This is a genomic window from Chryseobacterium tagetis (assembly GCF_016735585.2).
Taxonomy (GTDB): Bacteria; Bacteroidota; Bacteroidia; order Flavobacteriales; family Weeksellaceae; genus Chryseobacterium; species Chryseobacterium tagetis.
Genome location: NZ_JAERSE020000002.1, coordinates 950,467 through 967,549, shown reverse-complemented (window position 1 = coordinate 967,549; position 17,083 = coordinate 950,467). Strand labels below are relative to the sequence as shown.

The window sequence follows — 17,083 nt, the reverse complement described above, 5'->3', positions numbered from 1 at the left end:
TATTTTTAAAAAGTTTTGTTTGTTTTCTTTCGTATCTCTAAAGTGATTTTCTTAATCTTTATGCCCACCTAAAGGCTCTTCTGCGCTTACTGATTTTCTCTCGTTTTCAGTGGGGCAAAGATAGTGGGTTTGGGTAATACAATCCAAGTTTATTTAACTTAAAGTTTACATTTAATTCATTTCTGTTTCTAAACTACTGATCCTTAAGAACATTATTTTTAAACGAATGTGGATAGGCTATCATATAAGAAGAAAATCATATTCTAAATAGAAATAAAAAAAGCAAAGTTTAATTACTTTGCTTGTGTTCTTGATATATTATGCTTAAAAATTCTGCGTAGGATTTTTCCAAACCAACAATATCCCCACTTTTTAGATTTAATCCACCCCTTCCTGAATCATCGGATTTTATTTTTGTGGAAGATAACTGGAAATATTGATTACCATCATTAGATGTAGGCTTCAGTTTTATAGTAGATCCTAAAAGCTTTCTGGTAGAAATTACATACACCTCTTCTTGTTTAGGTTTTAAAACATAAAAACTTCTTGGGGATAGAATGAGATCTTCTTTGTTGATACTTATTTTTTGTTCTTTATCTGAAGATGCAAACAAATAAATATTCCCTGTCTGATTTAAAAGTTTATCTCTGGGAATAAAATACAGGTTCAACCTATAATTAGAAGGATTGAATGGCTGAATTGATCCATCAATAGTTTCAAAAGGTTTTAATGAGAAAGCATTGGCTCCAATTTCTTTCGCCTTTTTATATATTGAAGAAAATACCGCTGCATCATTTTTTGAAAATCCCTGGACTTCTATTTCTCCTAAGTAGGACGCATCTTTTATTTCATCATTTATCTTAAATAAAATCTGGTCTGTATTATCATGCGTTTTTTCAACTTTGGTAAGAAAAACATTTTGAGCATTCAAAAACTGGACAAGGGTAATAAAACTTATTATAAACAAATTCTTCATTGCCATATTATATTGATAGAATTCCGATACAATCTTCTAAACTATTTTCCCAATGCTTAGGTTCTATTTTATATGTCGCTTCTATTTTATCTAAAGACATTGTACTTCTCTTCGGTCTTTTTGCCGGAGTTGGATATTGCTCTGTTGTGAGAGGATTTAATTTAACATTTGATTTTGAAAATTCTGCAATTTTTTTAGCAAATTCGAACCAAGTGGTTTCCGGATAGTTTGAAAAATGAAAAACACCAAATGTTTTGTTGCCATTTTCAATAATTGTCATTATTGCTTCTGCCAAATCATTTGCATTGGTTGGCTGACCAAACTGATCTGCTACGATTCCTAACTCGTCTTTTTGAGAAAATAAATTCAGCATTGTTTTCACAAAGTTTTTATTAAACTCTGAATATAGCCAAGATGTTCTTAAAATAATTGTTTTAGGATTAATGTCTAAAGCTAATTCTTCTCCCTTCATTTTGGATTGTCCGTATACTCCTATTGGGTTGGTGAAATCGTCTTCTGAATAATCCAAGTTTGTTTCTCCATCAAAAACATAGTCCGTAGAAACATGGATAAGAATGGTATTAAATTCCACACATGCTTCAGCGATATTTGCAACACCATCAGCATTCACAGCAAAAGCTTTTTCAGATTCTTTTTCTGCAAGGTCTACTGCTGTATATGCGGAAGCATTGATACAAAAATCAGGTTTATTATCGTAAAAGAAATTTTGTACTTGTTCTGAATTTGTAATATCTAGAGTCTGAGAATCTGTAAAGATAAATTCATATTTATTTTCAAAATTCTCGGCGATCTTTTTTATACAGTTTCCTAGCTGACCGTTGCTTCCTATTACTAGTATTTTTTTCATTATTATGAGTTTTTTGCGTTTTGAGATCTTAAGAATTTAACTCTAGGCTGGAAATCTTTTTGTTCCAGGTCTACATAAAATTTATGAAATGTTTCTCTTATATCTTCAGGATGCACTTCCGATCTTCTTGTTTTTACATTAAAATAAATTACAGTAACCCATAAGACTGCATGAATTGTTTTTTCATCCAGGCTTTTCATTAGAATTTCAACTTTGGCGGTTCTGTCCTGCACATCGATAGTTTTACTGCTAATAACCACGGAAGTATTGTATCTTACTTCTTTCAAATATGCTATCTCATTTTGAATAGCGATCCAAGTACATCCTGTCTGCTTGGTATATTCTTCATACGTAAATCCATAAAATGTTTCTACATGATCTTCTCTGGCATTGAACATATAATCTAAATATTTTACATTGTTCAAATGACCTATCGGATCGCAGTCGCTAAAGCGAACTTTTACCGTCGTCGAGACTTCTTTTTCCATTGTGCAAAAATAAAAAAACCACCTCGAATAGAAGTGGTTGATTTTATAAATCTTTGTTAATTTCTAAAAATTATTTAAGACCTAATTCTTTTTTAACATCAGCAGTGATATCTGGTCCGTTTTTGTAGATAAGAGCAGATGAATTAGCATCTAATACAAAATCAATTGTATTTGCTTTCGCCACTTTTTCAATAGCAGCATTCAATTTTGCTTCAATAGGAGCATACAAAGCATCTTGCTTAGCCTGGCTATCTTTCATTGCCTTGTCTTGCATTTGAGCAATTTCTTCTTGCAATTTTTGCAGTTCAGCTTCTCTTGCTTTATTTTCTTCAGCAGTTTTTTTAGGAGCTTCTTCTGTATATTGCTTTACTTTTAGTTGCCCTGCATCACCTTTCTTTTTGATCTCTGCTTGTTTACTATCAATAAATGCTTTTAGATCAGCATCTGCTTTAGTTTTTTCAGGCATCGCATTAAGAACAGTTGCAACGTTTAAAGTAGCCGACTTCTGAGCTTTTGCCATACCTACAGACACAACCATCATTATTGCTGCAAATAATACGCTTAATTTTTTCATAATTGGTAAATAAATAATTTAATTTTTAAGATTGCAAATTTCAATAAAAGTTAATTCCAAAACAAATTTAATTATACTTTTTAAGGAAATTCTAATTCTTTTTCTCTTTTCCTGTTCTTTTTAATAAAATATCTAAGACCTTATCGGTGTAGTCAAATCTTTTCTCAACAAAAAGCACATTGTTTTTTGCTTTATCAATAAGTATGCCTAATCCATTTTTGGTACGTACAGTTTCCATCGCAGTCCAAATCTGATCCTGAAAAGGCTGAACAAGACTAGCTCTCAGTTTAGTGATCTCTCCATTGGTACCAAAACGTAAACTCGTCGTTGTTTTGATATTTTTATCCAAATCCATCACTTCTTTTTCTCTAAGTTTTAACTGATCTCCTATTAACAAAACTTTTTCGTTTTCAAAAGCAGATCTCTTTTTTTCATACTCTGCCTGCAGGTTTTGAAGATCTGTCTGCCAAGTATCAATTTGTGAGTTCAACTTTGCTTCTGCTTCTTTATACTGAGGAAGTTTCTCTAATATAACATCTGTATCCACAACCCCTACTTTTTGGGCGTTGGAAACTCCGAAGCATATCAGAAATAAAATGGCGAAAACTGTCTTAAAATTCTTCATATTATTATAAAGATTGGTTCATCAAGAAATGCGTCTTCCATCCGGAAGGTTCTGTAGAATTGATTGTTTTATCAAATCCGTAAGCAAAATCAAATCCGATAAGACCAAATGCCCCCATATATACTCTCACCCCAACTCCGACTGATCTTTTTAACTGGAAAGGATTATATTTGTTCCAAGAGTTCCATACGTTACCTCCTTCAGCAAAAGTAAGTGCATAAATTTTGGCTGTTTGGCTCATTGAGATTGGATATCTCAATTCTAATGTAAATCTATTATAAATAGTTCCACCTCCTTTTTGGGTGATATCATCTGAAGTCCCCCCGTAAGTAGATGCATTTTCATACCCTCTTAATGGAATAAGTTCCCTACCATCATATCTACCTCCGAATAGACCTGTACCTCCTACATAATATCTTTCAAAAGGTGGAGCTCCAAGTTCTTTGTTATATCCATCCATGAATCCCATTTCAGCAGAAGATCTCAAGACAAGTTTCCCCGCAATTTCATTATAAATGTCTGCTTTGAATTTTACTTTATAAAATTCCATCCATTTATATTTATCAACAGGAGTCATTGTTGAGTAATCTTTATTATTGAACAATGAGTAAGGAGGTGTAAATTTTGCTGTAAGTTCAACATTAGATCCTACAGTTGGGAAAATAGGGTCAATTCCCGCAGAGTTTCTGCTTAACCCCAAGTTTATACTAAAGTTATTGGCATTTCCATAGTATTCAGTAGTATTTCCAAACTCAAAAGGATAATTACTAAATTTATATTTTTGGAATTGTAATCCTGTATATAATGAGAAATAATCATCCGGCCAATTTAATCTCCTATTAAGCCCTACCGAAGCCGAAAAGATATTTAGTTTCTGATCATTTCCGTAACCATCATTATATTTAACTCTGGAAGTATTCAAACTTACAGAAAGTGCGGTTGGTTTTGTTCCAAATAACCATGGTTCTGTGAATGAAATACCGTAGTTCTGGAAATATTGTCCTGCCTGTGCCTGAATAGACAATGTTTGTCCATCCCCTTGAGGTACAGGTCTAAAATCTTTAAGCTTAAGGAAGTTCTTTAATGAAAAGTTATTAAACGTTAGCCCTAATGTTCCAATAAAACTATTTCCTCCATATCCGGCTTGTAACTGAACCTGCGAAGATCCTTTTTCAACCAATTTCCATTTGATATCAACTGTATTATCTTGTGGATTTGGCTGAATATCTTGTCCTACTTGTTGAGGATCAAAGAATGACATTCCCGCCAGATCAAAATACGTTCTTTTAATATCAGACTTTTTGAATAATTCTCCAGGTTTTGTCATTAATGCTCTCAAGATAACATGGTCATGAGTCGTAACGTTTCCTTCCCAGCTTACTTTATTCCAACTGGCTTTTTCACCTTCGCTGATACGGATTTCAAGATTGATTTTATCTCCGTCTACAGATTTTTCAACAGGGGTTACATTTGAGAATAAGTATCCGTTATTCATGTAAATAGACTTGATATCAGAATCATCTTCTTTACCACCGTCTTCTCCTACTTTCTTGTTGAATCCTACCGCATCGTAAATATCTCCTTTCTTATATCCTAAAACTCTCTGTAAATATTCTGTTGCAAACACAGTATTTCCGGTGAAAGTAATATCTCCAATATAATATTGTTTACCTTCACTAAGTTTTACATTGATCTCGTAATTGTTTCTTTTATTTCTCCAAACGGAATCCGAAACAATTGCAGCATCTCTATATCCTAAAGAGTTATAATAACTAACAAGACTTTGCTTATCTTCCTGATATTTCTCTTCAACAAATTTTGAAGATTTTAAAATACCTCCAATCCCGAATCTTTTCTGTTTAGTTTCTTTGAAAGCTTTTTTTCTAAGCTTAGCATCGGTAACACTCTTGTTCCCTTCAAACTCGATATGATCGATTTTGACTCTTTTCCCTTTGTCTACTTCAATCGTCCAGTCTACCAAAGCAGGATCACTTGCATTTACTTTATCCTTAATCGTGATCTTAGCATCTGCAAATCCTTTTTTAACGTAATCTTTCGGAATATTTGTTTTTAAACTTGAAACTAAATTTTGTGTAATTTTTGTTCCAGGTTTTAAATTATTATCTTTAGCAAGTTTTTCATTTTTAGACTTACCAATTCCTTTTCCTGTAAATTTCACTTCACCTAACTCTTTCAAGTCTTCTAGGTAAAATTTCAAAACTACAGTTTCTCCTTCAATACTTTCAACATACACTTCTACCTCAGAAAATGATTGGGTATCCCAAAGCTTTTTAACTGCGGTACTGATTTTCTGCCCAGGAATATCTACGGATTCTCCTTTTGTTAAACCTGTAAATCTTAGAATTTGAGCTGGTGTATATTTTTTCACCCCATCAACGACGATATCCTTTAACGTATATGTCCCTGCTTGATTTTCTGCATGTACAGAAGAATTTACTCTTGTGCTGTCCTGCGGTGTTACTTGTCCATAAAAATGCGCAGAAGCAGCAAACATTATGATGGGTAATAATCTAAACTTCATTTTATCGTAGTCTTTCTTTTCTTAATTCTTTTACTGAACGTTTATTTGTTCTCCGGTTTTCCCGTATCTTCTTTCCTTATTTTGATAATTTAAAATACACTGGAAGAAAATCTCTTTTGTAAAGTCTGGCCAAAGTATATCTAAAAACTGCAATTCTGCATAGGCAATCTGCCAGAGTAGAAAATTACTGATTCTTACTTCCCCACTTGTTCTTATCATTAAATCAACCGGTGGAAAATCTTTTGTATACAAATAGCTTTCAAATATTTTTTCGTCTATTTTATCTACCTCAAGTTTTCCTTCTTTCACATCAGAGCTGATTTCTTTTACTGCATTCAAAATTTCATTTTGAGAACCGTAGCTAATTGCCAGTATCAAATTCCCTTTCGAATTATTTTTGGTGAGTTCTACAACCCGCAGCAACTGATCTTTTACCAGAGGAGGTAATTTTTCTAAATTCCCGATAACATGCATTCTTAATCCTTTGCTAAAAATTTCTTCAGCTTCAAGCAACAATGTTTCCATAAGTAAATTCATTAATGTATTTACTTCGTCATCTGGTCTGCTCCAGTTTTCCGAGGAAAAAGTATAAAGGGTTAAATAAGGAATGTTAATTTCGTTACAAGCATTAATAGCATTTCTTACCGCATCAATGGCATTCTTGTGACCAAATGTTCTCTCTTCTCCCCGAGATTTCGCCCATCTTCCGTTTCCATCCATAATGATGGCAACATGTTGTGGTAGATTTTCGGGATCTATTTTATCTTTTAACAACGACATATTTTGATTAATCACAATAACATGGAGGTCTTCCAAAAGAATAGGTAAGCCCTAAACTAAAAGTATTCAGCCAATCTCTTGAATCTCCATCTCCTATAGTTCTAGTTCCTTTGTAAGCTCCTTCTCTTTCCTGAGACACAATGTAATAATTTCCAGTTCCTAATAATGAACCTCCTCCAGGAGATAAAATATCAGAATTATATGTTGATTTTACATCTTTTGGCAACACTTTACTATAATCTAACTGGTCTGTTAAAGTAAGTCTGAAGGTTGCTTCTGCAAAAACAGCCCAGTTATGGTTGAATTTATATTTCAAACCAACCCCAAAAGGAATATGCATTGCAATTTTCTTCCCTGTTGAATATACTGCTGTAGTAGTAAAATCTTCTTCATTAATTGGCGCTTGCGCTACTCCATCTGCATCTCTTCTGAAATCGTGGACTAAAGTAGTTTTCGGAGCATCATACATAATAGCTCCAACCCCAGCAAAAATATATGGGCTCAACATCCCCATCTGTTCATTATTTACAGGTAAAAAGTTATATTCAAAGCTTAAACTTGCTTCATAAATATTGTTTTTACCAAAAGCATTTCTGTTGATTCTATATTGTTCTTTAGCAGCTTTATCACTAAACTGCACCTGATTGTATCCCAAATCTAACCTTACCGTTTGATAAGGATTAAAATTAAATCTATATAATAAACCACCATAAAACGGAACCCCCCAGTCAGAAACTCTATCCATACTCAACGGTTTTTGTAAAATATAATTGGTATTCCCTACATCCCCTACTAGGTTACTCATTCCTAGTCGGATTCCCAATTCATTTCTTTGTGCCTTCATGCTCACCATTGTTCCCATAACGGTAAGAAAGCTAAACAATAATTTTTTATTCATAAAAGAATATGGATTTATGGTTATTTTAAAAATTAATTTTTGCAAATATAAAACATTTTTATATTAATGATATTCTTAATGTTTAGTTAAAAATAAACAAAAAAACATAATTTGTTATAAAGTAAACGGTAAAGTCCTCAAAATATTTCTTTTTCTGCATAAAGAAGAAATTCATTTCGAAAAACCCAGCCAGTTACAGGCTGCTAAAATATTACTTCTTTCTCAATATTTGCTGTATTTTATTTCTTAATCTTATTAATAATGGTTCTTTGTAGTTTTTATCTTCATCAAAATAGCCATAACCATAACCGTAACCATAGCCATAACCATAGCCGTAACCTTGTCTGGTACTGTAATCATTGTAAACAAGCCCCAGATTTCCTACTTCCTGATTATGGTATTTTTCAGTAATCATCTTAAGCATATATTTTTCGGTATATTCATGACGAACAACATAAATATTAGCGTCAGAGTACTTCATCAGTTCATAAGAATCTGCCACTAATCCTACCGGTGGAGAATCGATAATAATAAAATCATACATTTCTTTAAGTTTATCAAGAAACTCTATGTTTTTTTCACTCATCAAAAGTTCCGAAGGATTCGGAGGAATAGGTCCTGAAGTAGCCACATCCAAATTAGGAATCTTCGTGCTATTAATAATCTGATCTATAGAAACTTCGCCAGTAAGATAATTAGAAATCCCATATTTATTATCAATATTAAAATCCCCAAAAATCTTAGGTTTTCTCAAGTCCATCCCAAGTAAGATGGTTTTTTTGTCACTTAATCCCAAAACAGAGGCTAAATTAATAGAAACATACGTTTTCCCTTCTCCCCCAATGGAAGAAGTGATCAAAATAGTTTTACTTTTCTGATTTTCATTCAACAAAAATCTAACATTTGCTCTTATTCCTCTAAATGCTTCTGAAACAGAAGACTTTGGAGATTGAAGAACGGTAAGCATATTTTCAGTACTATTATTTCCTATGACTCCCAGCAAAGGTATTTTTGTAACACTTAAAAGTTCTTTAATATTTCTCACTTTATTATCCAGAACTTCACCAATAAAAATAAATAATAGTGGTAAAAACAAAAATCCTCCAATAATTCCGAATTCGGTTCCTTTTTTATTTGGTCCTACAGGTAACTGCCCTAAGTTTTTAGCAGGGTCAATCACCGTTATGTCCGACTGATTGGTCGCCACTTTCATTTGTGCTTCATTCTGTCTACCCAGTAAGCTATTATAAGTAGCCTCAATCATGTTATATCCTCTTTCGGCATCAAGATATTTTCTTTCTTTTTCCGGGTATGCAACCAGATCTGAATTAGCGGCTGCTACTTCACTATCAATTTTTCCAATTTCATCATAGTAACGGGCATAGTAACTTCTTAAAGAATTTGATGAACCTTGTTTAGCCTCACTAATAAGCCTGTTAATTTCGATCATAGGTTCAGAATTGGGCTTATAAATAGAAGCCATTTCTCTTCTTTTAAGATACAACGCTTTCAATTCTGATACGGAAGCACTAAAGAAACCATCTTCAAATCCCGCTGCTCCAGTACTAATCATTCTGTCAAAATTCTGACTATCAATCGTATTTCGGATAGAGTTCAATGAATTTACTTTGCTTAAAAGATCAGCTTTTTTAGCCTCTAAGTCTTTTATTTTATTCAAAGATTTTTCATCTCTGTCTTTAATGTCATATAATTTTTCAGAAGTCTTTAAATAGTTCAGCACCAAAGCACTTGAATCAAGCTTTTTTCTGATTCCATCTAAGCTATTTTGTAAGTAAACATCCGTATTTTTATTAATGATATTTTTATCTGCTAATCTTTTCTTTTGAAGCTCATTAACAGATTTATTCAGGAAATTAACGGTTCCGTTCAGATTAAAACCTGTTTTTGTAATAATCATGATTGTATTGATTTCTTTATCGAAATCAACATTAATTGTTGAAACAATACCATTTACGGTCTGATTTACTGTTTCTAAATTCACAATAATGTTATCCAGCTTTATACTTGTAGGAACAGGGTTTGCTACTAATTTGAATCTTAAGTTTGGAGAAGTATACCATTCATTTAATTTTATGGTTTTATTAGCAGGTTTTGGAAATTCTGCAATATTTTGAAATCCTTCTATTTCATAGTTATACAGATTTCCCGAATGCCCTTCTTCCGGCAAAACAACTTCATAAGAGTCATTCCCTTTCGGAAGTAAGGTAATAGGATAACTAACCTGCTGTAAGTGTTTTCTATCAATCTCTAAAAAGACCGGAGAGTCACTTTTATCTAAATACGTAGATTTTAAGGTTCCTTTTGTAGAGAAATTAACAAAAAGCCCTAGTTCTTTTACCAAAAACTCATTATGAGATCTTGACAAAAGCATTTTTTTCAAATAAACTCCATCCTGATTTCCTCCTTGTCCCCAAATGAAGTTGATTGACTGATTGGGTGTAAAATAACTCGCTGTATTATTGGAAACACTTAAAGATAAATTGGAAGCATAAATATTTTGTGCATAGTACTTACTATACACCCAGGAAAGGGTATATCCAAGAAAAAACATCAGTACAAACCAATACCAGTTTCTTATGATTCTCCTTATAAAATTTTCTATATCAAATAAAGAAAAAGCTCCACTTTTATCTTTTGAAGAATCATTTTTCGCTAGACTAACATATTTTTCAGGAATCATGATTACAGTGTTTTTATAAGTAAGTAGATGGATAGAGCCGTAGTAAGAAGAGAAACTCCTGTTGTTAAAGTCTGTACAGGATCTTTTCCAAAGCCATTTAAACTTTTTGCTCTTGTATTCAGATAAATTTCATCACCATTCTGAACATAGAAGTACGGAGAATTCATCACATCTTCACGGGTAAGATCTATTTTAGCAATCTTGATCCCCTCAGGAAGTTTTCTGTGAATCATAATAGTTTTTCTGTCAACGGTTCTGTTAAGTCCTCCATTCATAGCAAGCGCTTCGGTAATGGTAAGCGTATTTTTATGGGCAACTTTCTCACCGGTCACTCCCGTAGTTTCTACATCTCCAAGAATGTAATAAGTAATACCATCTGTGTTCAGACGTACTTCAGATTTTCCATCCTGAAAATTTTCATTTACTTTTAGCTGAAGCTCTTGTGTGATCTCTTCAATAGTTCTTCCTTCGGCTTTTATGTAACCTACCCCGAATACATTAATATCTCCTTTTGAATCTACTTTAAGTCCATTAAAATAGAAGTTAAGATTTCCTCCATTTTTCCCAGCCTCGCTTGTTGCATTCATCATTGCACTATTTACGACCTGCCCGGAAGCCGTCCCTCCTGAAGTATTGTATGTAGAGTAAAATTGAGCCGCATCTCCTTTCGGAGTCGTGATAATATTTAAATTAAGGATGTCATTTTTTGTAATTCTATACACCGGTATATTATACGGAACAAGCCCTTCTTCATTAATTACCAAACTTTCATTGGGCTGCATGTATCGCACTTCTTTTGTTGTGATACAAGACGTCATCACAAAAGCTAGTAACAAAAGGAATAAATTTTTATAATTCTTCATCAGATTTAAGTTGTTTGCAAAAATAAAAATTAAAACTATTTCTTCGTATTATTTCTTAAATAGTATATAAAATTTGGTAAATAAGCACCAATAAATCCTAAACTCAAAACAATTACTAATAACAAGCTTACGTTTATGTGCCTTAGGAAATTCGCTATAGCTATTATGAAAAGATAGTAAGAAATAATATAAAAAGTCGATCTTCTATGGGTAAGTCCAAGCTTTAAAAGCTTGTGGTGAATATGGTTTTTATCTGCTTTGAATAAAGAATCTCCATTTACCAATCTTATAATCATAACATTTAAAGTATCTACAATAGGTAAAATGAGAATCGCTACAGCAATAGCGGGAGCCGAAGGTAAATGATAGAGAGGAACATCCGGATCCGACTTATCAATAAAGATATCAATAAAGCAGATACTTGTGAAAGCGAGCAAAAAACCTAATAACATAGATCCTGTATCTCCCATAAATATCTTAGTAGCTCTGTAATTTGACAAATTATAATATAAAAATGCCAAAATGGAACCCACAATTACCGCAGAAAATACAACTAAAGGATAGTTATATTCTCCCAAACGATAATAACTGATCCCGAAAAGAACACTGCATATCAAAGAATAGCCGCCCGCCAAACCATCAATTCCATCGATGAGATTGAAGGCATTAATCAGCACAATAAAAGTAAGTATGCTGAATACTATACTTATATAATAATTGATTTCATACACTCCGCATATTCCGAAAAGGCTTCTGATTCTTATATCCGAACCTATCACAATCAATGAGGAAACTATGATCTGTGCAATGAGTTTCTTATAAGCTCTCATTACCACAATATCATCCATTATTCCTACATACAGCAGGATAACCATCGAGGCAAACAAAAACTTATAAAGTGAAAAAAGCTCATAAGCAAAAATAGAAGCACAGACTCCAATGGAATAGAATATCGCAACACCTCCCAGATTTGGAATTTTTCTCAAATGAGAACTTCTAATGCCCGGCTCGTCCATTAAGTTTTTTCTCCTGGAAATCTTTATGATCGTGGGAATCGTAAAAAAAGTAATTAAAAAAGAGAACAAGAAACCTAATCCTATTTTTACGTAAAAAATAGAAATACTTTTCTCCAGTAAGAACAGCTCAAAACTCTGCATTCTTTATAGTTCAGGCACCTACAGTATTTTAACGATCCTGAAAATGTAATCTTAAATACATTCAGAATCTCTTTACTTTCGCCCGCATTTGTGTTTATATTAGTTTTTGTATCAACCTTTTCTGCCCCGCAAAAAAAAGCAGATAAAAAATTTTCTTTCTCATTGGCAAAGATAAAATATAATTCTTATCAAAACGACTGTAAATCAATATATCTTTAATTTTAACATTCTTCTTTTTCCTGAAAACATCAAGTTTAGCACTCATTTCGTAAAATAATTTTTCATCTTTTACAAAAGCCAGATAGGCCAGAAAAGTATAAACACCTTCCAAAATCTGAAAGTTTTTAAATTCTTTTTTCTTGTGAGCATACACCGATTTTACAAAAGCAACTTCCACATCTTCAACGGCTTGAATAATATCTAATCCTTTTTCGTTGTGGGTCTTTGAGATAGAATTCACACGTTCAAGATACTGATAATGAAAATGCTGAGTCTGAGCAATCGTTTTACACTCCAAAAGCAGTTGTGGAACCAACTGAATATCTTCAAAAGAAACTCCTTTTTTAAATCTTTTGGTTCTAAAAAGTTCTTTTTTAAATAGTTTATTACAGGCAAAATAACTGATATCTGAAAAGACCGAAAAATGAGTTTCAAGATCTATCTTTTCAGGCATATTGGGAATCTGCGTCAGTTTTTGAGTGACATTCCCTTTCTCATCTACTTTCTGAATATTACAAATTACGATTTCGGCGGAATGTTTTTCAGCAAGCATAACCATTTCTTCAAACATAGTTTCCGAAACATAGTCATCACTATCCACAAAACCAATATAATCTCCTGTCGCATGGTTTATCCCAACATTCCGGGCATCGCTCAGTCCTCCGTTTTTTTTCTGAAAAGCTTTTATCTTCTCCGGAAATCTTTCTGAAAAATCAGTAATAATTTTTTCAGAACCATCTGTACTTCCATCGTTCACTACCAAAATTTCAATATTCTGATAGGTTTGATTCACCAAAGAATCCAGACATTTCTCTAAATATCTTTCAACATTATAAACCGGAACAATAATAGAAATTTTCGGGAGAACATTTGTCATATCTTACATTTTCGTGAATCGGGTGCTTAACCAGCCTTTTTTAGCCTCGTCAAAATCTTTTCTGGAACAGGGAATACAGTTTTCTATATCTTCATCATCCCCAAAATACCAAAGATTACTGAAAGTATCACGTTTGAAAGCATATTGTCTGTCATCAATTAACACATAAAATATCTCATAATGTCTTTCTTTAGGATGAGATCTCTGAATATTGACCCCTTCAATCAGATACCAGATCATTTGTGCCAAAAGCTGATGGTTTAACTGATTATCAGAATAAATATTATAATTAAAAATTCCTACCGACTTTAAATTTTCGCTTAATCCGATTTCTTTCATGTAAGCACAAATTTCTCTTCGGTTCAGACCATTCACCTGCGGATTCATTGAAAAAGGCTCACTGAAGCTTTCAATGGCATCACAATTTACCGTTACCAGATCTGCTTTTCTGAAGAAAGGTTCCGTTTTTTCCGTGGAATTCATCATTTCTGCAAGACGGATAATATCAAATTCCACTTCTTTGATTAATCGTACAGAATCTATTTCATTTAAATGTTTCTGATAGCCTAAATGATGATAGTTCTTGATAGAAAAATTCTTGGCCCCGAAAATTTTGCTTAAAAAAGTATGTTCATTGATCATTTCGCCTTGTTTCAGGGAAATGATATTGCTGATCTGAGTATAATTAATGCTTTTCGTATGAAAGTTTAATCCTGAGAAAAGTGAAAATGCAAAATCATTAGAACCTCCCACGATCACAGGAATCGCTCTTTTGTAATGACAAGCCGACAACACTTCCTGCAAAATATAATGAGAATCCTGGACAGACTTTCCCGAAACCAAATCGCCAAGATCCACCATCGGAATTTCAAAATCCAACTGTGAAAGTTTATAAAATTCTTTTCTGATTCCCGTAAAATCCTGAACTTCCGCATCGCCATTCGCTCCCCTGTAATCCGAAACAAAAAGAAGCACAATACTGTCCTCCTTTATCTCTTTCGTGATCTGATTCCCGATTTGCCAGCTTTCCGTTTTGAAATTTCTTGGTGAAATGATAAAGTCTTCGAAGTTCATGTATAATCCGCATTAGTTTCACAAACTTACAAAAAACCTTATCAACTTAAAATCCTGCTCCATTTTTATTCTTAAAAACAGCAACAAATTTTATCCGCCATTACTCCTCTCTATTTTTTGGCACTTATTATTTCGAAAACAAAAGTCGTAGATGTTTCAAATGCACCGCCCTGTGTTGCTCCGAATAAGAACCTTGGAGTTTCTCCATCTTTATCCAGTAAAATCATAGGCCGTTCCAGTCTTCCGAATCGGTTTAGGTTTTTTGGTGGAGTTGGTTCTGTAATGTAGCTCTTCATATTAAGATACGCAATCTCCGGCTGTGTCCAATGAATTCCGTCTTTTGTAGTTAAATGCAGCCCATATTCATGATTAAAAAATCCCATGTCACGGGCAACCATATGAAATTTCCCTTTTTGTTTCCACACAAATGCATCTTCGAGCTGAACATTATTCGGCAAAGAAGAGAAATCAATTACAGGATTTTCTGATACCTTTTTGTAGGGTCCCAATGGAGAGTCTGATTTTGCCAAACCATATTTTCTGTTTCCTCTGATGGGGCCTTTCTGGGTTTCGTATTCATGGGTATTCCATGATTTGTAGAACAGCCAGTATTTTCCGTCATTTCCTTTTACAAAAGCAGGGTTTGTAGTGCAATGATCGTCCCAGGAACCTTCTTTTCCCGGAAGCAGCAAAGGTTCATCCGGTCTTTTCCACCCTCCTTCCAAACTCTTTGATGTTGCTAGGCCTATTCTTTTCGTATTTGTTTTTCCGTTGGAAGTTCCCATAAAAAACAGCAGATACTGGTCTCCTACTTTTTTAATCAAAGGATTGTGGCAGGTGGTAGCATCCCAGAAACCTTCACCTCTCGGTGCAAGAACTACCTGCTTATGTTCAAACTTCTCAAACGGAGAATTGGCTTCTGCGCGGCAGATCTCAGAGCCATTGAGCCAGCCTCCCATTCCTTTTTCTTTTTTCCATCGGGAATAGAAAAGATGAACTTTTCCGTCTTCGCCCCAAATCGGAGAACTGCACCAGATGTAATACCCTTCCAAAGCAAGCGACCTTCCGATTGGTTTTAAATTGAAATAAGGTTTATCTTCTGAAGATAATAAACCTGTAAATGATGATCCGAAAAATACGGCCGCGATTCCTAAAGCTGAAGCCTGCAGAAATTCTTTGCGGGTGAAGGGTTTTTCCATTGCATTGATTTGAAAGCTAATTTAGCAGAAACGGATTTATAGAGTGTCCTGCGGTTTCGGGTTGACTAGTGAACTCTCTTGAGTGACAGGAAAAACTTATCCCGCTGATTCATAACAGAAAACATATTATATACCATGTAACAAACATAAAACTTTCCTACACTAATAGAAAAATAATAAACTGAATGAAAACTATAAATCAACTGATTCATTTTAAAAGCATCATACACGCAAAACAATGGTACAGAAATTTTCTTCTGGTAGTATTTCTTTTGAGCACCTCCCATCACCTCTCAGCCATCCCTCCGGACTTTACAACTAAAAATATAAAATTTCTTAGCAAAGGAGATTCACTTTCCGGAACCATTTTCACCCCCAAGCATATTTCTGCAGCCGTGGTGATGGTACACGGATCCGGACAGGAAAAAAGAATGACAGAATTTGCAAAGCTGCTGGCTGAAAACGGCATTGCTGTTTTCACATATGACAAGCGTGGTGTAGGTGAATCTGCTGGCATATACGCAGGCCCCGAAGTAGGAACCAATAATGTTGATGCCTCAAACCTGAACCTTTTGGCTATGGATGCGAGTGCTGCAGTAAATGTTTTATTTAAAGAGTTACACAACAGTCAAATCCCCATAGGCTTAATCGGAGCCAGCCAGGCCGGATGGATCATTCCGCTTACGGCAATGAAAAATAAGAAGGTACAGTTCATGACCATATTCAGTGGGGCACTTATCACGGTAAAGGAGCAGCTCAGGTTTCAGTTTTACACCAACGGAAATACAAAATTCTGGGACACCCATACGGAAGAAGATGCCCGAAAACACACGATGACTGATCCGGACAAATATGAGTTTACCGATACCAACCCATTAGATGCTCTTTCCAAGATATCAATTCCGGGACTATGGATTTTTGGAGGCAAAGATATTCAGGTCCCTGTAAACTTATCAATTGAACACCTCCATACTTTAAAGACCAAAGGGAAGCCCTACGAGTATAAATTATTTCCTGCATTAGGACATAATACAGCATTCTCAAACTCCGAAGAGCCCATGAAGGAGGCATTGAAATGGATGAAAAATATAAAAAGTAAAAGCTCTGGCAGAAAATAAGGAGCCAGACAAACGAAACCCAAACGCCATCTTCAGAAACTCGGGTGCAGGAAGTTTTCCCGCTTTCCGGAAAGTCTGTTGCAGGGGTGCAGCCTACTTTCCCGGTGACCGGAAAGCCTGTAGC

The 17,083-nt window shown here is 34.2% G+C and carries 15 protein-coding genes; 1 reads left to right on the top strand and 14 read right to left on the bottom strand.

Annotated features, from left to right (window positions below; translation table 11 throughout):
- Window positions 1–289: 289 nt before the first annotated feature.
- The 14 genes from JI747_RS09945 to JI747_RS09880 form a co-directional block, all read right to left on the bottom strand.
- On the bottom strand, window positions 290–976 hold the full coding sequence (locus tag JI747_RS09945) for a hypothetical protein (protein ID WP_225688209.1): 687 nt from the start codon (window positions 974–976) through the stop codon (window positions 290–292).
- A gap of 7 nt (window positions 977–983) precedes the next feature.
- Entirely contained in the window at window positions 984–1,844 is an 861-nt protein-coding gene (gene rfbD, locus JI747_RS09940) for a dTDP-4-dehydrorhamnose reductase (RefSeq protein WP_225688207.1), read from the bottom strand.
- Window positions 1,845–1,846: 2 nt separating this feature from the next.
- Complete coding sequence (locus JI747_RS09935; RefSeq protein ID WP_225688205.1) at window positions 1,847–2,332, bottom strand: acyl-CoA thioesterase; 486 nt, start codon at window positions 2,330–2,332, stop codon at window positions 1,847–1,849.
- A 70-nt stretch (window positions 2,333–2,402) separates the two neighbouring features.
- The gene (locus tag JI747_RS09930; RefSeq protein ID WP_225688203.1) at window positions 2,403–2,906 is read right to left on the bottom strand and encodes an OmpH family outer membrane protein; all 504 of its coding nucleotides are present in this window, start codon (window positions 2,904–2,906) and stop codon (window positions 2,403–2,405) included.
- Between the two features lie 91 nt (window positions 2,907–2,997).
- Window positions 2,998–3,531 (bottom strand): OmpH family outer membrane protein, encoded by a 534-nt coding sequence (locus JI747_RS09925; protein ID WP_225688201.1) that lies wholly within the window; start codon window positions 3,529–3,531, stop codon window positions 2,998–3,000.
- 4 nt (window positions 3,532–3,535) lie between these two features.
- Window positions 3,536–6,073 (bottom strand): outer membrane protein assembly factor BamA, encoded by a 2,538-nt coding sequence (gene bamA, locus JI747_RS09920; protein ID WP_225688199.1) that lies wholly within the window; start codon window positions 6,071–6,073, stop codon window positions 3,536–3,538.
- 30 nt (window positions 6,074–6,103) lie between these two features.
- Entirely contained in the window at window positions 6,104–6,853 is a 750-nt protein-coding gene (locus tag JI747_RS09915; protein WP_225688197.1) for an isoprenyl transferase, read from the bottom strand.
- 7 nt (window positions 6,854–6,860) lie between these two features.
- Complete coding sequence (gene porG, locus JI747_RS09910; protein ID WP_225688195.1) at window positions 6,861–7,751, bottom strand: type IX secretion system protein PorG; 891 nt, start codon at window positions 7,749–7,751, stop codon at window positions 6,861–6,863.
- 211 nt (window positions 7,752–7,962) lie between these two features.
- On the bottom strand, window positions 7,963–10,452 hold the full coding sequence (locus JI747_RS09905; RefSeq protein ID WP_225688193.1) for an exopolysaccharide transport family protein: 2,490 nt from the start codon (window positions 10,450–10,452) through the stop codon (window positions 7,963–7,965).
- A gap of 2 nt (window positions 10,453–10,454) precedes the next feature.
- A complete protein-coding gene (locus JI747_RS09900) occupies window positions 10,455–11,315 on the bottom strand; it encodes a polysaccharide biosynthesis/export family protein (RefSeq protein ID WP_225688191.1) in 861 nt (286 codons plus the stop codon).
- A gap of 35 nt (window positions 11,316–11,350) precedes the next feature.
- Complete coding sequence (locus JI747_RS09895) at window positions 11,351–12,472, bottom strand: glycosyltransferase family 4 protein (RefSeq protein ID WP_225688189.1); 1,122 nt, start codon at window positions 12,470–12,472, stop codon at window positions 11,351–11,353.
- A 94-nt stretch (window positions 12,473–12,566) separates the two neighbouring features.
- Window positions 12,567–13,568: a glycosyltransferase family 2 protein gene (locus JI747_RS09890; RefSeq protein ID WP_225688187.1), complete on the bottom strand. Its 1,002-nt coding sequence runs from the start codon at window positions 13,566–13,568 to the stop codon at window positions 12,567–12,569.
- A 3-nt stretch (window positions 13,569–13,571) separates the two neighbouring features.
- Window positions 13,572–14,642, bottom strand: a complete 1,071-nt coding sequence (locus tag JI747_RS09885; RefSeq protein ID WP_225688185.1) for a formimidoylglutamase — start codon at window positions 14,640–14,642, stop codon at window positions 13,572–13,574.
- Between the two features lie 110 nt (window positions 14,643–14,752).
- On the bottom strand, window positions 14,753–15,841 hold the full coding sequence (locus JI747_RS09880; protein ID WP_225688183.1) for a glycoside hydrolase family protein: 1,089 nt from the start codon (window positions 15,839–15,841) through the stop codon (window positions 14,753–14,755).
- Window positions 15,842–16,026: 185 nt separating this feature from the next.
- On the opposite strand from JI747_RS09880, the gene JI747_RS09875 reads away from it, so the two are divergent.
- Entirely contained in the window at window positions 16,027–16,959 is a 933-nt protein-coding gene (locus JI747_RS09875; protein ID WP_225688181.1) for an alpha/beta hydrolase family protein, read from the top strand.
- Window positions 16,960–17,083 lie beyond the last annotated feature (124 nt).

What these genes read in the sequence shown, in the direction of transcription:
- JI747_RS09945 (WP_225688209.1), bottom strand. Translation starts at nt 976, where the DNA reads ATGAAGAATTTGTTTATAATAAGTTTTATTACCCTTGTCCAGTTTTTG.
- rfbD (WP_225688207.1), bottom strand. Translation starts at nt 1,844, where the DNA reads ATGAAAAAAATACTAGTAATAGGAAGCAACGGTCAGCTAGGAAACTGT.
- JI747_RS09935 (WP_225688205.1), bottom strand. Translation starts at nt 2,332, where the DNA reads ATGGAAAAAGAAGTCTCGACGACGGTAAAAGTTCGCTTTAGCGACTGC.
- JI747_RS09930 (WP_225688203.1), bottom strand. Translation starts at nt 2,906, where the DNA reads ATGAAAAAATTAAGCGTATTATTTGCAGCAATAATGATGGTTGTGTCT.
- JI747_RS09925 (WP_225688201.1), bottom strand. Translation starts at nt 3,531, where the DNA reads ATGAAGAATTTTAAGACAGTTTTCGCCATTTTATTTCTGATATGCTTC.
- bamA (WP_225688199.1), bottom strand. Translation starts at nt 6,073, where the DNA reads ATGAAGTTTAGATTATTACCCATCATAATGTTTGCTGCTTCTGCGCAT.
- JI747_RS09915 (WP_225688197.1), bottom strand. Translation starts at nt 6,853, where the DNA reads ATGTCGTTGTTAAAAGATAAAATAGATCCCGAAAATCTACCACAACAT.
- porG (WP_225688195.1), bottom strand. Translation starts at nt 7,751, where the DNA reads ATGAATAAAAAATTATTGTTTAGCTTTCTTACCGTTATGGGAACAATG.
- JI747_RS09905 (WP_225688193.1), bottom strand. Translation starts at nt 10,452, where the DNA reads ATGATTCCTGAAAAATATGTTAGTCTAGCGAAAAATGATTCTTCAAAA.
- JI747_RS09900 (WP_225688191.1), bottom strand. Translation starts at nt 11,315, where the DNA reads ATGAAGAATTATAAAAATTTATTCCTTTTGTTACTAGCTTTTGTGATG.
- JI747_RS09895 (WP_225688189.1), bottom strand. Translation starts at nt 12,472, where the DNA reads ATGCAGAGTTTTGAGCTGTTCTTACTGGAGAAAAGTATTTCTATTTTT.
- JI747_RS09890 (WP_225688187.1), bottom strand. Translation starts at nt 13,568, where the DNA reads ATGACAAATGTTCTCCCGAAAATTTCTATTATTGTTCCGGTTTATAAT.
- JI747_RS09885 (WP_225688185.1), bottom strand. Translation starts at nt 14,642, where the DNA reads ATGAACTTCGAAGACTTTATCATTTCACCAAGAAATTTCAAAACGGAA.
- JI747_RS09880 (WP_225688183.1), bottom strand. Translation starts at nt 15,841, where the DNA reads ATGGAAAAACCCTTCACCCGCAAAGAATTTCTGCAGGCTTCAGCTTTA.
- JI747_RS09875 (WP_225688181.1), top strand. Translation starts at nt 16,027, where the DNA reads ATGAAAACTATAAATCAACTGATTCATTTTAAAAGCATCATACACGCA.